This is a genomic window from Paraburkholderia sp. BR14312 (assembly GCF_040948675.1).
Taxonomy (GTDB): domain Bacteria; phylum Pseudomonadota; class Gammaproteobacteria; order Burkholderiales; family Burkholderiaceae; genus Paraburkholderia; species Paraburkholderia nodosa_A.
This window is the reverse complement of sequence record NZ_JBFPKI010000003.1, coordinates 134,777-155,056: the sequence shown is the minus strand read 5'-3', so window position 1 is coordinate 155,056 and position 20,280 is coordinate 134,777. Positions and strand designations below refer to the sequence as shown.

Annotated in this window: 15 protein-coding genes; 7 read left to right on the top strand and 8 right to left on the bottom strand. The window is 66.9% G+C overall.

Annotation, left to right across the window (positions count from 1 at the left end; translation table 11 throughout):
• Positions 1-192: 192 nt before the first annotated feature.
• The 3 genes from AB3X98_RS10010 (at position 193) to AB3X98_RS10000 (ending at position 5,225) form a co-directional block, all read left to right on the top strand.
• Positions 193-2,184, top strand: a complete 1,992-nt coding sequence (locus tag AB3X98_RS10010) for a DNA topoisomerase IV subunit B (RefSeq protein ID WP_069265503.1) — start codon at positions 193-195, stop codon at positions 2,182-2,184.
• 38 nt (positions 2,185-2,222) lie between these two features.
• Complete coding sequence (gene parC, locus AB3X98_RS10005; protein WP_368606584.1) at positions 2,223-4,538, top strand: DNA topoisomerase IV subunit A; 2,316 nt, start codon at positions 2,223-2,225, stop codon at positions 4,536-4,538.
• Between the two features lie 228 nt (positions 4,539-4,766).
• Entirely contained in the window at positions 4,767-5,225 is a 459-nt protein-coding gene (locus AB3X98_RS10000; RefSeq protein ID WP_069265385.1) for a CopD family protein, read from the top strand.
• Between the two features lie 39 nt (positions 5,226-5,264).
• Here the strand turns inward: AB3X98_RS10000 and AB3X98_RS09995 are convergent, their stop codons facing one another.
• Positions 5,265-6,215 carry a LysR family transcriptional regulator gene (locus AB3X98_RS09995; protein ID WP_069265384.1) on the bottom strand — a complete coding sequence of 317 codons (951 nt, stop codon included), beginning with the start codon at positions 6,213-6,215 and terminating at the stop codon, positions 5,265-5,267.
• 157 nt (positions 6,216-6,372) lie between these two features.
• On the opposite strand from AB3X98_RS09995, the gene AB3X98_RS09990 reads away from it, so the two are divergent.
• Genes AB3X98_RS09990 through AB3X98_RS09980 form a run of 3 tightly spaced genes read left to right on the top strand, consistent with a single transcriptional unit; the run spans position 6,373 to position 10,054 of the window.
• On the top strand, positions 6,373-7,692 hold the full coding sequence (locus AB3X98_RS09990) for an MFS transporter (RefSeq protein WP_368606583.1): 1,320 nt from the start codon (positions 6,373-6,375) through the stop codon (positions 7,690-7,692).
• Between the two features lie 44 nt (positions 7,693-7,736).
• A complete protein-coding gene (locus AB3X98_RS09985) occupies positions 7,737-9,008 on the top strand; it encodes a Zn-dependent hydrolase (protein WP_368606582.1) in 1,272 nt (423 codons plus the stop codon).
• 23 nt (positions 9,009-9,031) lie between these two features.
• Entirely contained in the window at positions 9,032-10,054 is a 1,023-nt protein-coding gene (locus tag AB3X98_RS09980) for a histone deacetylase family protein (protein WP_342947908.1), read from the top strand.
• Between the two features lie 20 nt (positions 10,055-10,074).
• Here AB3X98_RS09980 and AB3X98_RS09975 read toward each other — a convergent pair whose 3' ends face one another.
• The 7 genes from AB3X98_RS09975 to AB3X98_RS09945 all read right to left on the bottom strand — a co-directional run bounded on the left by AB3X98_RS09975 (position 10,075) and on the right by AB3X98_RS09945 (position 18,560).
• Positions 10,075-11,280, bottom strand: a complete 1,206-nt coding sequence (locus AB3X98_RS09975) for a chromate transporter (RefSeq protein ID WP_368606581.1) — start codon at positions 11,278-11,280, stop codon at positions 10,075-10,077.
• A 109-nt stretch (positions 11,281-11,389) separates the two neighbouring features.
• Positions 11,390-13,765: an EAL domain-containing protein gene (locus tag AB3X98_RS09970; protein WP_069265379.1), complete on the bottom strand. Its 2,376-nt coding sequence runs from the start codon at positions 13,763-13,765 to the stop codon at positions 11,390-11,392.
• Positions 13,766-14,084: 319 nt separating this feature from the next.
• Positions 14,085-14,963 carry a PhzF family phenazine biosynthesis protein gene (locus tag AB3X98_RS09965; RefSeq protein ID WP_368606580.1) on the bottom strand — a complete coding sequence of 293 codons (879 nt, stop codon included), beginning with the start codon at positions 14,961-14,963 and terminating at the stop codon, positions 14,085-14,087.
• Between the two features lie 134 nt (positions 14,964-15,097).
• On the bottom strand, positions 15,098-15,562 hold the full coding sequence (locus AB3X98_RS09960) for a RidA family protein (protein WP_368606579.1): 465 nt from the start codon (positions 15,560-15,562) through the stop codon (positions 15,098-15,100).
• Positions 15,563-15,634: 72 nt separating this feature from the next.
• Positions 15,635-16,834 carry a PLP-dependent aminotransferase family protein gene (locus AB3X98_RS09955; protein ID WP_069265376.1) on the bottom strand — a complete coding sequence of 400 codons (1,200 nt, stop codon included), beginning with the start codon at positions 16,832-16,834 and terminating at the stop codon, positions 15,635-15,637.
• A gap of 108 nt (positions 16,835-16,942) precedes the next feature.
• Positions 16,943-17,848, bottom strand: a complete 906-nt coding sequence (locus AB3X98_RS09950) for a DMT family transporter (RefSeq protein ID WP_368606578.1) — start codon at positions 17,846-17,848, stop codon at positions 16,943-16,945.
• A 22-nt stretch (positions 17,849-17,870) separates the two neighbouring features.
• Positions 17,871-18,560 carry a VOC family protein gene (locus AB3X98_RS09945; RefSeq protein ID WP_368606577.1) on the bottom strand — a complete coding sequence of 230 codons (690 nt, stop codon included), beginning with the start codon at positions 18,558-18,560 and terminating at the stop codon, positions 17,871-17,873.
• Positions 18,561-18,755: 195 nt separating this feature from the next.
• Here AB3X98_RS09945 and AB3X98_RS09940 point away from each other — a divergent pair, with 195 nt between their 5' ends.
• Entirely contained in the window at positions 18,756-20,243 is a 1,488-nt protein-coding gene (locus AB3X98_RS09940; RefSeq protein WP_368606576.1) for a PLP-dependent aminotransferase family protein, read from the top strand.
• Positions 20,244-20,280: the final 37 nt, after the last annotated feature.

Below are 20,280 nucleotides of genomic sequence, written 5' to 3'. Positions count from 1 at the left end.
ATCAGTACAATACCTCGCGAATTCGAACAACTGCGCGAACCACTGCGCCGCCGCGAGCGCACCTGCCACCGCGGCGCGCAGCCGGTTCACTTCGTTGTTTCGTATCGGTTTTTTTGAACGCTCAACGCGTTTTCCCCGCAGATGTCCACAGGACCTGTGGACAAGCGCGCGGACAACCCCCTGTGGATCACCATGTCAACGAAGAAGTCCAACGCTGGAAACACTGGCTATAGCGAAGCGTCGATCAAGGTGCTCAAGGGCCTCGAGCCCGTCCGGCAGCGGCCGGGCATGTATACGCGCACCGAGAATCCGCTGCACATCATCCAGGAAGTCATCGACAACGCCTCGGACGAAGCGCTCGGCGGCTACGGCAAGCGCATCACCGTGACGCTGCATGCCGACCATTCCGTCTCCGTCGAGGACGACGGCCGCGGCATTCCGTTCGGCCTGCACCCCGAAGAGAAGGTGCCCGTCGTCGAAATCGTCTTCACGCGCCTGCACGCGGGCGGCAAGTTCGACAAGGCCGCCGGCGGCGCCTATACGTTCTCGGGCGGCTTGCACGGCGTGGGCGTCTCGGTCACCAACGCCCTGTCCACGCGCCTCGACGTGACTGTCTGGCGCGACGGCAAGGTCGCCGAAATCGGTTTCTCTGACGGCAACGTCACGAAGCAGCTCACTACGCGCAACGCCGCGCGCGACGAGAAGAAGAGCGGCACGCGCGTGACCGCTTGGGCCGATCCTAAGTATTTCGACTCGCCCAATCTGCCGCTCGGCGAACTTCAGCGCCTGCTGCGCTCGAAGGCCGTGTTGCTGCCGGGCGTCGAGGTCGAACTCGTCATCGAGAAGACCGGCGAGCGCCAGAGCTGGAAGTATGAAGACGGCCTGCGCGGCTATCTGCTCGAAGGCATGGGCGGCGCCGACCTGCTGATCCCGCTGTTCGAAGGCGAGCGCTACGCCGACGCGCGCACCACCGACGACACCTTCGCCGAAGGCGAGGGCGCCGCGTGGGTCGTGGCGTGGAGCGAGGAAGGCTCGCTCACGCGCGAGTCGTACGTGAACCTGATCCCGACGCCCGCGGGCGGCACGCACGAAAGCGGCCTGCGCGACGGTCTGTTTCAGGCCGTGAAGAGCTTCGTCGAATTGCACAATCTCCAGCCGAAAGGCGTGAAGCTGCTGCCCGAAGACGTCTTCGCGCGCGTCTCGTTCGTGCTCTCGGCCAAGGTGCTCGACCCGCAGTTCCAGGGGCAGATCAAGGAGCGCCTGAACAGCCGCGACGCCGTCAAACTCGTGTCGTCGTTCTCGCGTCCGGCTCTGGAGCTGTGGCTCAACCAGCACGTCGAGCACGGCAAGAAGCTCGCCGATCTCGTCATCAAGCAGGCGCAGGCGCGCACGCGCGCGGGCCAGAAGGTCGAGAAGCGCAAGAGCTCGGGCGTGGCCGTGCTGCCCGGCAAGCTCACCGACTGCGAATCGACCGATATTGCGCGCAACGAACTCTTCCTCGTGGAGGGCGACTCGGCCGGCGGTTCCGCCAAGATGGGGCGCGACAAGGAGTACCAGGCCATCCTGCCGCTGCGTGGCAAGGTGCTCAACACGTGGGAGACCGAGCGCGACCGGCTCTTTGCGAACAACGAAGTGCACGATATTTCGGTGGCGATCGGTGTCGATCCGCACAGCCCCGACGAGACGGTCGATCTTTCGAATCTGCGCTACGGCAAGATCTGCATTCTCTCCGATGCCGACGTCGACGGCTCGCACATCCAGGTACTGCTGCTCACGCTCTTCTTCAAGCATTTCCCGCAGCTCATCGAGCGCGGTCACGTGTGCGTGGCGCGCCCGCCGCTGTTCCGTGTCGATGCGCCCGCGCGCGGCAAGAAGCCTGCACAGAAGCTCTATGCGCTCGACGAAGGCGAACTCGAAGCGATCCTCGACAAGCTGCGCAAGGACGGCGTGCGCGAAACGCAATGGACCATCAGCCGCTTCAAGGGCCTGGGCGAAATGAGCGCCGAACAGCTCTGGGACACGACGATGAACCCCGACACGCGGCGTCTCTCGCCCATCGCGCTCGGCGACCTCGACTACGAGTCCACGGTTGCGCGCATGACGATGCTCATGGGCAAGGGCGAAGCGGCCTCGCGCCGTTCGTGGCTCGAAGAGAAGGGCAACGAAGTCGAAGCGGATATCTAAGCGCACGCGCCCATACAAGATTACGGAACGATTGAAACATGGACGATCTCTTTGCTGAAGTGACGGACGCCCCGAACGGCGACACGCTCACGCTCGGCCACTACGCGGAACGCGCCTATCTCGACTACGCGGTGAGCGTGGTGAAGGGCCGCGCGCTGCCCGACGTCTGCGACGGCCAGAAGCCGGTGCAGCGGCGCATTCTTTTCGCGATGAACGAAATGGGCCTGGGCGACAACGCCAAGCCCGTGAAGTCCGCGCGCGTGGTGGGCGACGTGCTCGGCAAGTACCACCCGCACGGCGACCAGTCGGCCTACGACGCGCTCGTGCGCCTCGCCCAGGACTTCTCGATGCGCTATCCGCTCATCGACGGCCAGGGCAATTTCGGCTCGCGCGACGGCGACGGCGCGGCGGCCATGCGCTACACCGAAGCGCGCCTGACGCCCATCGCCAAGCTGCTGCTCGACGAAATCGACATGGGCACTGTCGATTTCATGCCGAACTACGACGGCTCGTTCCAGGAGCCGAAGACGCTGCCCGCGCGCCTGCCGATGCTGCTGCTCAACGGCGCGTCGGGGATCGCGGTGGGTCTCGCCACCGAAATTCCCTCGCATAACCTGCGCGAAGTCGCGTCGGCGGCGGTGGCGATGATTCGCAACCCGAAGCTTTCGCACGCGGAGATCATGGAAAAGCTGCCGGGGCCCGATTTCCCGGGCGGCGGCCAGATCATTTCGAGCGACGCGGAAATTGCGGCGGCTTACGAGTCGGGCCGCGGCAGCCTCAAGGTGCGCGCGCGCTGGAAGATCGAGGACCTCGCGCGCGGCCAGTGGCAGCTCGTGGTGACCGAGCTGCCGCCGAACACCTCGGGCCAGAAGGTGCTCGAAGAGATCGAGGAACTCACGAACCCGAAGCTCAAGCTCGGCAAGAAGACGCTCACACCCGAGCAGCTGCAGAGCAAGCAGACCATGCTCGGGCTGCTCGACGCCGTGCGCGACGAGTCGGGCAAGGACGCGCCCGTGCGCCTCGTGTTCGAGCCGAAGACGAGCCGCATCGACCAGGCCGAGTTCGTCAATTCGTTGCTCGCGAACACGAGCCTCGAATCGAACGCATCGCTCAATCTCGTGATGATCGGCGCCGATGGCCGTCCGCGCCAGAAGGGCATCAGCGAGATTCTGGGCGAGTGGATCGGCTTCCGTTTCGCCACGGTCACGCGCCGCACGCAGCATCGCCTGACGAAGGTCGACGACCGCATCCATATCCTCGAAGGGCGGATGATCGTCTTCCTCAATATCGACGAGGTGATCCGCATCATCCGCGAGTCGGACGAGCCCAAGAGCGCGCTGATGAGCGCGTTCGGGCTTTCCGAGCGCCAGGCCGAGGACATTCTTGAAATCCGTCTGCGTCAGTTGGCGCGGCTCGAGAAGATCAAGATCGAGAAGGAACTCGCGGAACTGCGCGAAGAGAAGGCGAAGCTCGAAGAACTGCTCGCGAACGATGCTTCGATGAAGCGGCTCATCGTGAAGGAAATCGAAGCCGACGCGAAGCAGTACGGCGACGATCGCCGCACGCTCATTCAGCAGGAAAAGCGGGCGAGCTTCGAAGCGCGCGTGGTCGACGAGCCGGTCACGGTCGTCGTCTCGCAGAAGGGCTGGGTGCGTGCGCTCAAGGGCCACGGGCTCGATACGCAAGGTTTCACCTTCAAGGCCGGCGACGGCCTCTATGCGGCGTTCCAGTGCCGCACGCCCGATACGCTGATCGCGTGGGGCAGCAATGGCCGCGTCTATTCGGTGTCGATTGCGAATCTGCCTGGCGGCCGCGGTGACGGTGTGCCGGTCACGTCGCTCATCGAACTCGAAGCGGGCACGCATCTGCTGCATTACTTTGCGGCGAACGCGGAACAGCAATTGCTGCTGGCGTCGAGCAACGGCTTCGGCTTCATCGCGAAGATCGGCGACATGGTGAGCCGCGTGAAGGCAGGCAAGGCGTTCATGACGATCGACGAGGGCTGCGTGCCGCTCGCGCCGATGCCGATGCTGCCCGACGCGCTGCAGGTGGCGTGTCTGTCGTCGGGCGGTCGTTTGCTGGTGTTCGGCCTCGACGAGATGAAGACGCTCTCGGGCGGCGGACGTGGCGTTACGCTCATGCAGCTCGACGAGAACGAGAAGCTCGTGCAGGCGCTCGCGATCAGCGCGGCGGGCGTCGTGCTCGTGGGCACGGGCCGCGGCGGCAAGGCGACCGAGGACCTGATGGCGGGCGCGGTGCTGGCTCCGCAGATCGGCAAGCGCGCACGCAAGGGCCGCGCGCCGGACTCGAAGCTCAAGGTCGTGACGGGCATGCGTCCGGTGTTGCCGCAGTAACTTAGCTGCTCTGCATGGCGCCGGAGCGCTCTGCGTGGGACCGGAGTAAGCGCTGAAGCGCTAACTCCGGATCGCAAAGTGCTAAAGCGCTAACTCCGGCCGACACATATCCGGCGCGAATCGCGGCGCGGCATGGAATAATGCCGCGCAAAGGCATGGGACGGGAGTGCGTTGCACTCACTCCGTCGACATGCCGCCGATAACGACACGTTACGAGGGAAATCAAGCATGGGCCACGCGATCGCAGTCGCGCTCTTTCTGCATCTGCTGGGCGTCGCCGTCTGGGTGGGCGGCATGATCTTCGCGCATTTCTGTTTGCGCCCAGCGCTCGAAGACCTCTCGCCGCAGTTGCGCCTGCCGCTCATCGAATCGGTGTTCGGCCGCTTCTTCAACTGGGTGGGCGTCTCGGTCATCGTGATCCTGCTGACCGGCGGCTTCCTGCTCATGCAGTCCGGCGGCGAGCATGCCACCTGGCAGCTGCACGCCATGGCGGGCCTGGGCGTATTGATGATGCTGATCTTCGGCCACATCCGCTTCGCTGTGTTCCCGCGCATTCGCCGCGCCGTGCAGGCGCAGAAGTGGCCCGACGGCGCGCGCGCCGTGGGCACCGTGCGCCGGCTCGTCGTCATCAATCTCGTGCTGGGTATCGTGACGATCGGCGTTGCCGTGCTCGCGCGCGGGTTCTAATCGTTTCTCCCGCAACGTTCGCGGTCTGCGCTTGACGCACTACAGGCGCTCCGCGAGCGCATGACGCTGCATGCAGCGCTCCATCGCGTCGAAGAACGCTTCTTCGGCCGCATTGCGCTTGCGTTCGCGATGCCACAGCAAGTGGATATCGACGTCCACGAGCCCTTCCTCCGGCGGCAGCCGCCACAGGCGCTGCCGCGCCAGATCGTCCCGCACCGTATGCTCGGGCAGGCAGCCAATGCCGTAGCCCGCAAAGATCAGCCGCCGCACCTCGTCCAGACTCGGTGACGACGCCACGATCCGCCCCGTGAAGCCGCGCTGGTCGCGAAACACCGTGAGCGGCGACAGGCTGTCGCCAATCTGGTCGCTCGTGAATGAGACGAAGTTCTCCGCGAGCAGGTCGTCCATCGTCAACTGCGAGAGCCCGAAGAGCCGGTGATGCCGGCCGCAGAACATCGCGTAGCGCTGGCGCAGGAAGCAGCGCATGTCCAGCTTGTCGATGGGCGTGCGGCACAGGCTCAGGCCCGCGGTCGCGGTTTTCTGCAGCAGCGACGAGATGATGTCCGACGAGCGCATCACTTCGATCTGCAAGTCGATGCGCGGGTAGGCCGTGTGGAACTCCGCGAGAAATTCGTCGTACACGCGCGACTCGATGCGGCTCACCGTGAGCAGGCGGATCGAGCCGGTGATGTCGGCGGTGCGCTCGTCGAGCCCGGTTTCGAGCTGGGAAATCGTGCCGTAGATGTCGCTCGCAATGCGATAGACCTCTTCGCCCGCCTCGGTCGGCACGAACTGCGCGCCGCGGCGCTCGATGAGCTTGCGGCCGAGCGCGTCTTCGAGGCGCTTGAGCGCCTGGCTCACGGCCGGCTGCGTGACATAGAGCCGGGCGGCGGCGCGGCTCAGGCTGCGCTCCTGCATGATCGCGAGGTAGGTGCGCAGGAGGTTCCAGTCAAGACGGTCGTTGAGAAAGCGGGTGGTGTCGGCGCGCATGGGCGGTCTCCCGGCGCAAGGGTGCGCCAAGGGTATTAGTTAAATTTATGTGCAGAATAATAACGCGAAATTTGACTAATGATTTGTGGCTGGCGATAAAGCGTCCATGCAACAGCAACACGAACCCATCCCAAACGCGCCTGAAGGAGACCGACGCATGGCCAGCCCACAACCCAGCACCCGGCAACCGGTGCGCGCCGCCGCCGCGGCGTTCATCGGCACGATGATCGAGTGGTACGACTTCTACATCTACGCCACGGCCGCCGCGCTCGTGTTCGGCGAGCTGTATTTCCCTTCTGAAGACCGCTTCGTGAGCACGATGGCGTCGTTCGCGACCTTCGCCGTCGGGTTCTTCGCGCGTCCGCTCGGCGGCCTGATCTTCGGCCACCTCGGCGACCGCATCGGCCGCAAGAAAGCGCTCATGACCACCCTGATGATGATGGGCGTCGCGACCGTCTGCGTCGGCCTGCTGCCGTCGTACGCGAGCGTGGGGATGCTCGCGCCGGTGCTGCTCGTGCTGCTGCGCGTGGTGCAGGGCATCGCCGTGGGCGGCGAGTGGGGCGGTGCGGTGCTGATGGCGGGCGAGCACGCGCCCGAAGGCCGCCGCACGTTCTTCGCTTCGTTCGCGCAGCTGGGTTCGCCGGCCGGCCTGATTCTTTCGCTGCTCGAGTTCCGCTCGGTCACGTCGCTCGACAAGGCCGACTTTCTCTCGTGGGGCTGGCGTCTGCCGTTCCTCGTTTCGGCGGTGCTGCTCGTGGTCGGCATCATGATCCGCCTTGGCGTGAACGAGTCGCCCGAGTTCGAGAAGCTCAAGGACCAGCGCCGCACGCTCAAGCTGCCCGTCGCCGAAGTGTTCCGCTCGGCGTGGGGCCTCGTGCTGCTGTGCATCGGCGCGAACACCATCGGCATTGCGGGCGTGTACTTCACCAACACGTTCATGATCGCCTACACCACGCAATACGTCGGCATCACGCGCTCGCTGATTCTCGACTGCCTGTTCGCGGTCGCGATCATCCAGTTCCTCGTGCAGCCGCTCGCCGCGTGGCTCGCCGAACGCATGGGCGGCGCGCGCTTCCTCAAGTGCGCGGCGCTCGCCGCGATGCTCTCGCCGTATCCGATGTTCGTGCTCGTGCAAAGCGGCAAGGTCGTGCCGATGGTGATCGGCATTTCGATCGCCGTGGTCTGCATGGCGAGCTTCTATTCGGTGATCGCCGGCTTCGTCTCCGGCGTGTTCCCCACGCGCGTGCGCTACTCCGCGATTTCGCTCTCTTACCAGGTATGCGGCGCGATCGCGGGCGGCCTCACGCCGCTGGTCGGCACGTGGCTCGCGCATCGCCATGCGGGGCAGTGGTGGCCGCTCGCGGTGTTCTATACGTGCCTCGCGGGCGTCTCGCTGTTGTGCATCGTCGCGCTCGACGCGCGCCGTCACCAGCATGCGTTAGACGAGGCGGGAGCCGAGGCGTTGAGCGCACGATGACGTTGTTCAGCTGTTTGAATAGTTCGACTGAAATGGATGGACCGATGAAAGACCTTTTGCAGATCGACGGCCCGCGCCTGTGGGCGAGCCTCATGGAGATGGCGCGTGTTGGCGCGACGGCGGGCGGCGGCGTGCGCCGCCTCGCGCTCACCGAAGAAGACCGGCGCGGGCGCGAGTTGTTCGCGCGCTGGTGCCGCGAGGCGGGCATGACGGTGTGGACCGACGAAGTGGGGAACCTGTTCGCGCGCCGCGAAGGCGACGATGCGCAGGCTGCGCCGGTGCTGATGGGCAGCCACCTCGACACGCAGCCCGAAGGCGGCCGCTTCGACGGCGTATACGGCGTGCTCGCCGCTCTCGAAGTCGTGCGCGCGCTCAACGACGCGGGCGCACGCACCGTGAAGCCGATCGAAATCTGCTCGTGGACCAACGAGGAGGGCGCGCGCTTCACGCCGGCGATGCTGGGCTCGGCGGTCTTCACTGGCGCGATGACGCTGGCGGAGGCACTCTCGCGCACGGACGCCGACGGCGTGACGCTCGGCGCCGCGCTCGACGCATGCGGCGTGCGCGGCACGCGCGCCGTGCAAGGCGTCGCCGTCGACGCCTACTTCGAAGCTCATATCGAACAGGGCCCGATTCTGGAGGCGAACGAGACGACCATCGGCGTCGTGACGGGCGGCCAGGCGATTCGCTGGTTCGACGTGAACGTGACGGGCGTGGCCGCGCACGCGGGCACGACGCCGATGCGCTATCGCAAGGACGCATGGTTCGGCGCGGCGCAGATGTCGCTCGACATCGAACGCACGATGGCGCGTTACGCACCGCTCGGTCTCGTGACGATCGGCCAGGCGCAGATCGTGAACTCGTCGCGCAACACGATCGCGGCGAACCTGACGTTCACGGTCGATCTGCGCCATCCCGACGATGCGCAACTCGATGCGATGGAGCACGACTTGCGCGCGCTATGCGCGGACGTGGCCACACAGCGGGGCCTCGGCGTGCAGATCGCACATTGCTGGACGAGCCCAGCCACGCCGTTCGATGCGCAATGCGTCGAGCTGGTCGCGCAGGCAACGGCGCGCTTTGGCTATCCACACGAGCGTATCGTAAGCGGTGCGGGCCACGACGCGATCCACCTCGCGCGCTACTGCCCGACCGCGATGGTGTTCATTCCCTGCGTGGCCGGTCTGTCGCACAACGAAGCCGAGGACGCTCTGCCGGAAGACATCACGGCCGGCGCGAACGTGCTGCTCAACGCCGTCGCGGCGCGCGCGGGCGTGCGCCTGGCCGTTGAAGTGGAAAACCCGGCCGACGCGTAAAAGAAATAGAAGGAGAACTGAGCATGAAAACCTGGTTTCACCCCGATCAGCTGCTGCACCATCCGCGCGCCTATTTCTCGCGCGGCCAGTTGCGTGCGCCGCAGGAAGTGCCACAGCGTGCCGAGCATCTCGTTGCCGCGGCGCGCTCGCTTGGCTTCGACGTGCAGGCGCCCGCCGATTTCGGCACCGCGCCCATCGCCGCCGTGCACGACATGAACTATCTGCGCTTTCTCGAAGAAGCGCACACCGAATGGAAGCGCGTGCCCGAAGATTGGGGCGAAGAGGTGATGTCGAACATCTACGTGCGCGAGCCGAATCCGCTGCGCGGCGTGCTCGCGCAGGCGGCGCGCTATCTCGCGGACGGCAGTTGCCCCATCGGTGCGAACACCTGGCGTGCGGCCTACTGGTCGGCGCAAAGCGCGCTGGCGGCGGCCGCATGCGTGAACGAAGGCGCGCGCGAGTCGTACGCGCTCTCGCGTCCGCCGGGTCATCATGCCCGCGCGGACGCGGCGGGCGGCTTCTGCTATCTGAACAACGCGGCCATCGCGGCGCAGTCGCTGCGCAGCCGCTTCGAGCGCGTGGCGATCCTCGACACCGATATGCACCACGGCCAGGGCGTCCAGGAGATCTTCTACGGTCGCAGCGATGTGCTCTACATCTCGATTCACGGCGATCCGACCAACTTCTATCCCGTGGTCGCGGGCTACGAGGAAGAGCGCGGCAACGGTGCTGGCGAGGGCTACAACGTCAATCTGCCGATGCCGCATGGCGCGTCCGAAGCCGACTTCTTCGAGCGCGTGAAAGCGGCGCTGCGGGTGCTCAGGCGCTTCGAGCCGGACGCGCTCGTGCTGGCGCTCGGCTTCGACATCTACAAGGACGATCCGCAGTCGAAAGTCGCCGTGACCACCGAGGGTTTCGGCCGGCTCGGCGCGGAGATCGGCGCGCTCGGCCTGCCTTCGGTGATCGTGCAGGAAGGCGGCTATCACCTCGAAAGCCTCGAAGACAACGCACGCGCATTCTTCGGCGGTTTTGCGGCAGCGCGCTGATCAGCGCGTGAACGCGCGCTTCAGGCCAGCAGCAGCCTCGCCCCGCACGCGAGTCCTACCGTCGCGTAGACCGCGTAAGCGGGGAGCTTGAGCTTGCCGAAGCACATCGCCGAGAAGACGGCCGTCAGCAGATAAGAAAGATGCAGCGGCACGTGCCGCGCGATATGCCAGACGGCGATCGCGAGGAACGCGGTGGTCGCGGCGCGCAGCCCGCGCATGGCGTGCTCGAAGCGCGGGTTCGCCTTCATGCGGTGCAAGTGCCGCCGCGCGAGCACGACGAGGCAGCCCGACGGCACGAACAGCGCGAGCGTGGCGACGAGCGCGCCGACCCAGCCATCGACGAGATAGCCGAAGAACGGCACCACGTTCAGGAGCGGCCCCGGCGAAAGCGGCGAGAGCGTGAATGCCAGCGTGAAGTCGTCGTTGGTGATGCCGACCGCAGGCGTGACGAACAGCGTTTTCAACACGGGCAGCGCCGAAAAGCCGCCGCCGAACAGCGTCATGCCCGCGCCCGCGAGACGCGGCCAGAGCAGCGCCGAATCGAGCGGATGCGGCAGCGGCAGCGCGAACACGACGATCAGCGCGGCCAGCGCGGCGAGCAATTGCCCATCGCGCCGTGTCACGCGTAATTCGAGCCGCTGCGAAGGCACGGGGCTTGCGAGCCAGCCCGCGGCAAACGCGACGAGCAGAATCGCGACGTAGGCCGCGCCGCTCGCCGCGAGCGCGAGGGCCACACAGGCAGCGATCGCCACGCCCCATTCGAGCGGGCCGCGCACGAGCGCACGCGTCTGCCTGTACCAGGTCACGCCGATCAGCATGGCGAGCACCACGCTGAAATGGTCGAGCAGCGTGCGCGAGGCGACCGCATGCACGAGCGGCGTGCGGTAGAAAATGGCGAACAGCGTCATCAGCGCGAAGAAGGGCAGCACGCTCGCCACGCCCGCGACCCACGCGCCCGCGCGTCCGCGCAGCGCATGGCCGAGTTGCACCGCGACGTTGCAGCCTACCGGCCCCGGCACCATCCAGGCGAGTGCTACCAGATCCGAGAATGCGGTTTGCGTGAGACGCGCTTCGCGCTCCACGTAGTGCTGCTCGAGTTGCGCCATGAGCGCGAGGCCGCCCCATGAGACCGCGGACACGGTCAGCACGACGCGAAAGAGCGTCAGGAGCGGTTCGTGATGGTCGCGGATTGGCGCCGCGATCGCTTCGTCGGTGCGGGTTTGCATGGCTGCATCGTGCGGGCGAAGGTCCGTGCGGATCTGTGCGCGAAGGCACGCGGTTCGCGCAACTCACTGGAAGGCGTGGACAATGCGCAATCTGCGCGCCGGCCTCGCGTCAGCGCGATTGCGGCGCGTCGCTCAGGCGCTCGTTGCGGCGATCTTCGCGTGCGGCTTGCGTGCCCGCCGGCTGCGTCGCGCTACAGACGCCGAAGCGCTCGATCAGCGCGGCCACGCCTTCCACGGGCACGGGGCGCGAGAACAGGAAGCCCTGCGCCTCGATCGGGCCGAGCGCGGAGAGCCACGCGATCTGCTCTTCGGTTTCGGTGCCCTCGACGACTACCGTGAGCCCGAGCGAGCGCGCGAGATTGACGATCGCCGAGACCATCACGCACACGCTGCGGTCGGCGGGGATGGCCTGCACGAACGAGCGGTCGACCTTGAGCGTGTCGACGGCGAAGCGGTTCAGGTAGGACAGCGACGAATAGCCGGTGCCGAAGTCGTCGAGCGCGACGCGCACGCCAAGGCGCTTCAGCGCGAAGATCTTTTCCGAAACGAGCTCCGGGTACTCCATCATCGCGGTTTCGGTGATCTCGAGTTCGAGCCGGTGCGCGGCAATGCCGGTTTCCTCGATGGCGCGCGCTACGGTCTCGTACAGGTCGCCGCGCCAGAACTGCACCGCCGAGATGTTGATGGCGAGCGTGAGCGACTCGTAGCCCTGCTGCTGCCACTGCGCGAGTTGCGCGCACGCGGTACGGATCACGAAGTCGCCTACGGGCACGATGAGCCCCGTGGATTCGGCCACGGGAATGAACTCGCCCGCGGGAATGAGCCCGTATTGCGGATGGTTCCAGCGCACGAGCGCCTCGAAGCCCGTGATGCAGCGCCGGCGCAGATCGATCTTCGGCTGGTAGGCGAGAAAGAGCTGGTCCTCGGCGAGCGCGACGCGCAGCTGCTGCTCCCACTTCATCAGGTGGTCGGCGCGGTGGGCGAGTTGCGGCGAGTAGAAGCGAAAGCAGTTGCGTCCGGCCTCCTTGGCGGCGTACATCGCGAGGTCGGCTTTCTTGAGCAGATCGATTTCGCTTTCGTGCGCGACCGCGAAGAGCGCGATGCCCGTGCTCGCATGCAGCACGAAGGCGCTGCCGCGCACGTCGAACGGATGCGTGAACGCAGCGTTGGTGGCTTCGGCGAGCGCGATGGCGCGTTTTTCGATGTCGTCGCCCTTCACGATCACCACGAACTCATCGCCGCCGATGCGCGCAAGCGTGCCCGCGCCGCCCACGGCGTCGGCGAGGCGCGCGGCGCTCATCTGCAGCACGATGTCGCCGGCGTTGTGGCCCAGCGTGTCGTTGACCGTCTTGAAATTGTCGAGGTCGATGAAGAGGATGGCGAGCCGCCCGAGGTTGCCCGGCTGCGAGACCTCATGGCGCAAACGCTGCAGCGTGGCGTAGCGGTTGGGCAGGCCCGTGAGGAGGTCGTACTGCACGAGTTGCGACATCTCGCGCTCGCGCCCGAGCAGCTTGCCGATCAGTCCCGTGGCCACGGCGAAGAACGAGAGCATGGCGAGCGAGATGAACGTCGCCATCATCAGGTAGACGTCGCGCGTGTGGTTGTAGTCGGCGAATTCCTCGGCCTGCGAGAGACCGACCAGCACGGCGAGCGGATAGCCATCGATATGGCGGTACGAGACGATGCGCGTCACGTGATCGATCGGGTCGACGTAGGTGCCCGACACATGCTCGGAAATGGGATACACGCCGCTCGCGGAGAACGTGCCGTTCGCGCGCTCGGCGCTGCCCGTGCGGCGCGCGAGCACGGCGCCGCTGTCCGAGATGACGGCGATCACGCCGTCGCGGCCGATCGCGGCGTTGTTGTAGAAGTCGCTCGTGAAGTAGCTCGGGTCCTCAGAAACCACGACGACGCCCGCGAACGAGCCGTCCGGGTGATTGAGGCGGCGCGTCATCTGCAGGGTCCAGTGGCCGGACACGCGGCCGAGCACCGGCTTGCTGATATAGAGCTGGTCGTCGTTCTCGTGCTCGTGCACCTTGAAGTGCTCGCGGTCCGAGAGGTCGATGGGCTTGGGATTCGGATCGGCCGTGTTGGCGACGAGCGTGCCGTGCTCGTCGATGATCGACACCTGCACGAGCGAGTCGCTCTGCACCACACCCTTTTCGACTGTGCTGCCGAGATCGAAGCGGCCCGGCGACTTTTCGAACTCGTACTTCACGAAGCGCGTGATCTGGTCGACCTGGTGGATCGCCTTGACGGTGTGCTGTTCGAGCGCCGCCGAGAGAATCGCGGCCGAGGCCGTGGCCTCGCGCATGGTCGCTTCCTTCTCGACTGAGAGACGCGTGAAGATGACCGCCCACAGCAGCACGAGCACCAGCACGCCGAGCAGCGGAATGGCGAGCAGTGCGCGCGGACGCGTGTACGCCGGCCCGGGCGCGTTGCGCAGGCTCGAATCGCGCGAGAACGGACCCCGCGTGGCGCTCATCGCGGCCGCCGTAGGCGCGGGAACTCACACCGCGGATGCGGCGGCCGGAACGGCAAGGATGCGCTCGGTTGAGTCGGCGGCATGAAGGACGGATGGCTGGGGGAATACGTGCATTGCGCGCGCGCAATGCACGCCGGACGCGTCGTGCGTCCGATGTTTCGATATTACTGGTTGGGGAATGATTAAGGAAGCTGTGGTCCCTCGGGTATACGCGAGGGTCGCCTCAACCCGCGCGCGATGCTGATGTGCGGTGCATAGCTGCGAGGCGGTGCATCGTGGTCGATGCACCTTGCATGAATCGGGGCGCCGCTGCGGGCGCTTAGCCGAGCCGGCAGGTCCCGTCGACGACGGTCACCGAGTGGCCGCCAATCCAGATCTTTTTCGCCGCATCGTCATAGTCGACGCGCACGCGCCCGTCGCGCCCGAGCGCCGTGCCCTGGCGCACCGTATAGCGTGCGCCCGGACGCCGGTTCTGCTGTTCGAGCAGCATGGCGATGGCGGCGTTCGCGCTGCCGGTGACGGGGTCTTCGCCCTTGCCGAGCCCGGTCATGAGGCAGCGCACTTCGAAGGTTGCGGGACCATCGGCCTCGTGCGGGCCGTAGGCGGCCACGCCATGTGCACCCACGCTCGCGGCAACGGCTTCGATCGCTTCGTAGTCGACGTCGAGCGCGAGCACCGCTTGCGCCGACGCGAGACGTACGACGAGCCAGGGCGCGCCGTTGTCGACGCCGCAGGGCGCGGCCGAGAAGTCGACGGCGTTCGAGCGCAGCGCCGCGCGCAATGCGTCGAACTGTGCGGCGGCGAGCGGCGTCACGCGCGCGGGCGGCGCGGCGAAGGCCCATGCGCCGTTCTCCGCGGCGGCCAGATCGATGAGACCGGCGCCGCATTCCTGCACGAGGCGCCCTGGCGTCTTCGGCGGGCGGCCGCTTTCGAGAAACGCATGCGCCGTGCCGAGCGTCGGATGGCCTGCGAAGGGCAGTTCGCCCTTGGTCGTGAAGATGCGCACCCGGTAGTCGGCGCGCGCGTCGGTGGGGGCGAGCAGGAAGCTGGTTTCCGAGAGATTGGTCCAGCGCGCGATGGCCTGCATCTCGTCGCCGCTCAAACCGTCGGCGTCGAACACCACGGCGAGCGGGTTGCCCTTGAAGGGTACCGACGTGAAGACGTCGACCTGTTTGAAGCGGACGCTGGGCTGGGTCATGGCGGGACGATCACGGAAGGGGGAGAGCGGCGCAAGAGGCGCGCCAGGTTGCGCGAACGCACAACAGAAAATGCAGTAACGTGCGCGGACCCCGATGCAGGTCCGCGTGCACTGGCAAAGGTCGCTAGTGTTGTTTACTCGACTTCGGCGATCAGCTCGATCTCGACGCATGCGCCAAGCGGAATCTGCGCGACGCCGAAGGCCGAGCGCGCGTGCTTGCCCTTTTCGCCGAACACATCGGCGATCAGCTCCGAAGCGCCGTTCGTGACGACGTGCTGTTCCGTGAAGGTGAGCGTCGAGTTCACGAGGCTCATGAGCTTGACCACGCGCTTGACCTTGTTGAGGTCGCCCGTGTGGGCGTGCAGCGTGGCGAGCAGGTCGATCGCGATCGAGCGCGCGGCGGCCTTGCCTTCCTCGGTCGTGAGCGACTCGCCGAGCTTGCCGGCCCACACCGTGCCGTCCTTCTTCGCGATGTGACCCGACAGGTAAACCGTGTTGCCGCTCTGGGCGCTCATCACGTAGGCCGCGGCGGGCGCGCCTGCCTGGGGCAGGGTGATGCCGAGCTGTTCGAGACGGTCGTAGATGTTGATGTCAGCCATGATCAGGATTCCTCGTTCGGGTGTTGAGTCGGAAAGAGCCTGGCGCTGCGCCAGGCCTTCGCCGGGCTTGCGTCAGGCGTGCGCGCGGATCAGGGCCGCGAGCTTCGCGACGCCTTCTTCGATCTTCGCGGGCGGCACCGTGACGAACGACAGGCGCAGCTTGTTGTGTTGCGGCTCGTCGGCGAAGAACGGCGCGCCGGGCACGAAGGCCACGTTCTGCGCGACGGCTTCGGCCAGCAGCTTCATGCTGTCGATGTTCGAGGGCAGCGTCACCCAGATGAACATGCCGCCTTCGGGGCGGTTCCAGCTCACGCCTTCGGGCATGTTGCGCTTGAGCGAGTCGAGCATCGCCTCGCACTGGTCGCGATAGAGCGCGCGCACCTTCGGGATGTGCGTGTCGAGGAAGCCGTCCTTCACCACCTCGTAGACGATGCGCTGCGTGAAGCTCGGCGTGTGCAGATCGGTGGCCTGCTTGGCCTGCACGAGCTTGAAGTGCAGGTCTTCGGGCGCAATGATGTAGCCCACGCGCAGGCCCGGGGCCAGGATCTTCGAGAACGAACCCAGATGCACGACATGCTCGGGCGCGAGCGAGTGCACCGTCGGCAGCGGCTCGCCCGCGTAGAGGAGCGCGCCGTAGGGGTCGTCTTCGATCACGGGGAAGGGCGAGTGCTTCGCGAATTCCGCGAGCGCCTGGCGGCGCTCGAGCGGCAGGCGGCGGCCCGTGGGGTTCTGGAAGTTCGGGATCGCGTAGAGCAGGCGCGCGCCGGCCGTGAGTTCGGGCGTCAGGCCTTCGGGCACGAGGCCCTTTTCGTCGGTCGGGACCTGGACGTACTTCGGCTCGTAAAGCGAGAACGACTGCAGCGCGCCGAGGTAGGTGGGCGTTTCCACGAGCACGGGGCTATTGGGGCAGACCAGCACCTTGCCGATCAGGTCGAGCGCCTGCTGCGAACCCGTGGTGATGAGCACCTGCGAGGGACGCACCGTCACGCCGCCCACCGAGTGGCGCGCGGCAATCCATTCGCGCAGCGGCATATAGCCTTCAGTCGCGCTGTACTGGAGGGCGCCCGAGGGGTCGTCGCGCAGGATGCGGTCGGCGGCGGCGCGCATTTCCTCGGCCGGGAAGCTGGCCGGCGCGGGTAGGCCGCCCGCGAACGAAATGACTTCGGGACGCTCGGTGACCTTCAGGATTTCGCGAATCGCCGAGCTGGTCAGCTTGATTGCACGCTCGGACAGTTGCCACGCGGGCGCGGCCTTGAGATCGCTCTGGTCCATGGGGTCTCCTTGTTGGGGTGAGGCGAGTGGCTGTTCAGCGGCGGCATGGGGCGCGATCGCGCGCCGCCGGAGGCCGCCGAAAACCTTGAATTATGACGTGAAACCGGCTCATGCGCGCGCGGGCGCCGGGGCCGTGCCGATCGCCGCGCGGCGACCGAGTACGACTGTGGCGATCACCGCGGCCGCGTAGAGCCACGCCGAGGGCGCGACCTGCTCGCCGAAAAAGAGCGCCGAGAACGCCATCGTGAAGAAAATCTGCAGCAGCTGCACCTGGCCCACGCGCGCCGTACCGCCCATGGCGAGCCCCGCGTACCACGCGAAAAAGCCGATGAACTGCGAAAACAGCGTGACGTAGCCGAAGGCGAGCCAGGTCTTGAGCGCGACGGGGCCCGGGTGCGCGACGTGATGCGCCCATGCGAGCCAGCCTACCGGCAGCACGAGGAACGGCGCCGAGAGCACGAGCGCCCAGCAGATCACCTGCCAGCCGCCCAGTTGGCGCGCGAGGCGCGCGCCTTCGGCGTAGCCGAGCGCACCGATGCCCACCGCGATGAGCATCCACGCGTCGCCCGCATGCAGCGAGCCGCCGCCCGCCTGGAGCGCGAACGCGACCACGAGCGCGCTGCCGATCAGCGCGCTGACCCAGAACGCCTTCGAGGGCCGCTCGTGCGAGAGCCACGCCGCGTAGATCGCCACGGCGAGCGGCTGCAGGCCGTTGACGATGGCGCCGTGCGAGGCCGGCACGGTCTTCATCGCGAAGGCGGAAAAGACCGGAAACGCGACGATCACGCCAAGCGACACCACGGCGAGGCTCTTGACCTGCGGCCAGGTGGGCCATGTCTCTCGGCGGATGGCGAGCAGCAGCGCGGCCGGCACGGCGGCGGCGAGCGCGCGGCCGAGGCCGTTCAGAAGCGGGTGGAATTCGGCCACGACGATGCGCGTCATCGGCAGCGTGAGGCTAAAGATCATGACGCCGACGAGGCCGAGCAGCATGCCTTGGGTTTCGCGTGCTTTCATGCGGGACTTTGCGCTCGACGGATCAGCGTGCCGGCGCGCCGAGCGTGCGCGGACCGGACGGGGTTTCGAACTGCGCGACGAGCGCGGGCGAGAGGGCTTCCTCCACGACGATCAGGTGCGCCGCGCCGAGCCACTGCAACTGCTCGCGCGCCGCCTGCGCCTCTAGGTGAAACCCGGTGAGGGACGTGAGCGCGATGCCGGTGTCGGCCAGCACCTGCGACGGATGATGCGCCGTGTCCCACTGGATCAGCGAGGGCAGGATGCCGTCGCCCGCGCCTTGCCAGGACGGGAAAGCGCCGTTTTCCGGCACGGTGAGCTGCCACGAGAAGTCGCCGCGCGTCATCGGCACGAGCGCGGGAATGCGCTGGGGATACTGCTCGCGCCAGCGTGCGAGGCTCTTCGGCGGATCGACGCGCGCGACCCAATGCGACAAATACGGGCCCTGTTCGAGGCGCGCCAGTACGGCGGGGTCGTCGAGCGCGAAGAGGCGCGCGCGGGCGTTCGCGTCGCTTTTCGCCGCCGGATCGACCGCGATGACTTCCAGATACGCACCGCCCCACAGCCCGAGCAGACGGTTGTGCGTGCGCATGAGCGGGTGAGCGCCGCCGCCCGAGGGCGCGGCGCCGAGCGCGTCGCTCACGTACTGCACGCCTTCTTCCAGCGTGCGCGCGGCAACGACGAGATGATCGAGGCGAAGCGGCGAGGCGTTCATGGGCGGTCGAGCGGAGCCAAAAATACGGAGGGGCCGGAGAGAAGGGGGACAGGAGCCTGCGCCTGGACAGTGTGCCGACGCCGCTACCGAATCCTTACCGGTACGCATGCGATCAAATGTACCGGTATGGTGGCAGACAGTAACGGTACAATCGGCCCGATAGTGCTCTGTACAGTTCGAGTTCAGGGAGTCCTCATGTCCTCCGTACCGCTAGACCAGATTCCCGCCCCGCACGACGCGGCGACGCTCACGCTCGTCGACCAGCTCGTGCAGTGGGGCCGCCGCCGCATCGAGGAGCGCGTGTTCCGGCCCGGCATGCGCATGCCGTCCATCCGCAAGCTCGCGCTCGACAAGGGCGTCTCGCGCTTCACCGTGGTCGAGGCGTACGAGCGTCTGGTCGCGCAGGGCTACCTCGACTCGCGGCGCGGTTCCGGATTCTATGTGCGCGAGCGGCTGGCGCTCGTGGCCGGCGGCGAACGCCAGCCGGTGACTGCGGGCGTCCCGGCGCGCGCCGACGCGGTTGCTGCCCCGGCGCCGCCCACCATCGACGTGGTCTGGCTGCTGCGCAACATGCTTCACACATCCACGCGGCCGGAAAAAGGGCCGGGTTTGGGCTATCTGCCCGCGCGCTGGCTGGATGGCGAGCTGCTGACCGGCGCGATGCGCTCGCTTGGCCGCCAGAGCGGCACGCAACTGCTCGGCTTCGGCTCACCGCAAGGCTTCCTGCCGCTGCGCCAGCAACTCCAGACGCGCATGGCGGAACTCGAGATCGGCGCGACGCCCGACCAGATCGTGCTCGTCTCCGGCATCACCCAGGCGATCGACCTGCTCGCACGCATCTACGTGCAGCCCGGCGACACGGTGATTGTGGGCGACCCCGCGTGGTTCCAGATGTTCGGGCGCTTCGCCTCGCAGGGCGCGCGGCTCGTCGGCATGCCGTACACGCCAGACGGGCCGGACCTCGACGCGCTCGAAGCGCTGGTCGAGACCTGGCGGCCGAAAATGCTCGTCATCAATTCGGTGCTGCAAAATCCCACGGGCACCTCGCTTACCGCCGCGCAGGCGTTCCGCATTCTGCGGCTTGCCGAACAGTACGATTTCATCGTCGTCGAAGACGATATCTACGGCGACCTCTGCCCGGCCGGCTATCCGGCCACGCGCCTCGCGAGCCTCGACCAGCTTCGCCGCGTGATCTATCTCGGCAGCTTTTCGAAGACGCTCGCACCGAACCTGCGCGTGGGCTATATCGCGAGCGCGCTCGACGTGACCCAGGCGGTGGCGGACCAGAAAATGCTCGTCGGCATGACGAGCCCGGAACTCAATGAGCGTGTGCTGTACCGCGTGCTCACGGAGGGTCACTACCGGCGTCACGTGGAGCGCCTGCGTGCACGGCTGGACGGCGTGCGCGACAAGGCGGAGCGCATGCTGGAGCGCGCCGGCCTGCGCCTTTTTGCGGCGCCGGGCGCCGGCATGTTCCTGTGGGCGGACACGGGCGTCGACGCGGATGCGCTCACCGCGGCGGGCCACGAAGCGGGTTTCCTCCTCGCGCCGGGGAGCCTGTTCTCGCCGCACCAGTCGCCGACCACGTGGATGCGCTTCAACATCGCCAACTGCGGCGACCCTGCGCTGCCCGCGTTCCTCGCCGACTACCTCGAAGGCGTGGGCCGGCGGGGCGGCTCTTGAAAACGGTGCCGTCTGTCCCCAACTGGGCGGGCGGCGC

What these genes read in the sequence shown, in the direction of transcription:
- AB3X98_RS10010 (WP_069265503.1), top strand. Translation starts at nt 193, where the DNA reads ATGTCAACGAAGAAGTCCAACGCTGGAAACACTGGCTATAGCGAAGCG.
- parC (WP_368606584.1), top strand. Translation starts at nt 2,223, where the DNA reads ATGGACGATCTCTTTGCTGAAGTGACGGACGCCCCGAACGGCGACACG.
- AB3X98_RS10000 (WP_069265385.1), top strand. Translation starts at nt 4,767, where the DNA reads ATGGGCCACGCGATCGCAGTCGCGCTCTTTCTGCATCTGCTGGGCGTC.
- AB3X98_RS09995 (WP_069265384.1), bottom strand. Translation starts at nt 6,215, where the DNA reads ATGCGCGCCGACACCACCCGCTTTCTCAACGACCGTCTTGACTGGAAC.
- AB3X98_RS09990 (WP_368606583.1), top strand. Translation starts at nt 6,373, where the DNA reads ATGGCCAGCCCACAACCCAGCACCCGGCAACCGGTGCGCGCCGCCGCC.
- AB3X98_RS09985 (WP_368606582.1), top strand. Translation starts at nt 7,737, where the DNA reads ATGAAAGACCTTTTGCAGATCGACGGCCCGCGCCTGTGGGCGAGCCTC.
- AB3X98_RS09980 (WP_342947908.1), top strand. Translation starts at nt 9,032, where the DNA reads ATGAAAACCTGGTTTCACCCCGATCAGCTGCTGCACCATCCGCGCGCC.
- AB3X98_RS09975 (WP_368606581.1), bottom strand. Translation starts at nt 11,280, where the DNA reads ATGCAAACCCGCACCGACGAAGCGATCGCGGCGCCAATCCGCGACCAT.
- AB3X98_RS09970 (WP_069265379.1), bottom strand. Translation starts at nt 13,765, where the DNA reads ATGAGCGCCACGCGGGGTCCGTTCTCGCGCGATTCGAGCCTGCGCAAC.
- AB3X98_RS09965 (WP_368606580.1), bottom strand. Translation starts at nt 14,963, where the DNA reads ATGACCCAGCCCAGCGTCCGCTTCAAACAGGTCGACGTCTTCACGTCG.
- AB3X98_RS09960 (WP_368606579.1), bottom strand. Translation starts at nt 15,562, where the DNA reads ATGGCTGACATCAACATCTACGACCGTCTCGAACAGCTCGGCATCACC.
- AB3X98_RS09955 (WP_069265376.1), bottom strand. Translation starts at nt 16,834, where the DNA reads ATGGACCAGAGCGATCTCAAGGCCGCGCCCGCGTGGCAACTGTCCGAG.
- AB3X98_RS09950 (WP_368606578.1), bottom strand. Translation starts at nt 17,848, where the DNA reads ATGAAAGCACGCGAAACCCAAGGCATGCTGCTCGGCCTCGTCGGCGTC.
- AB3X98_RS09945 (WP_368606577.1), bottom strand. Translation starts at nt 18,560, where the DNA reads ATGAACGCCTCGCCGCTTCGCCTCGATCATCTCGTCGTTGCCGCGCGC.
- AB3X98_RS09940 (WP_368606576.1), top strand. Translation starts at nt 18,756, where the DNA reads ATGTCCTCCGTACCGCTAGACCAGATTCCCGCCCCGCACGACGCGGCG.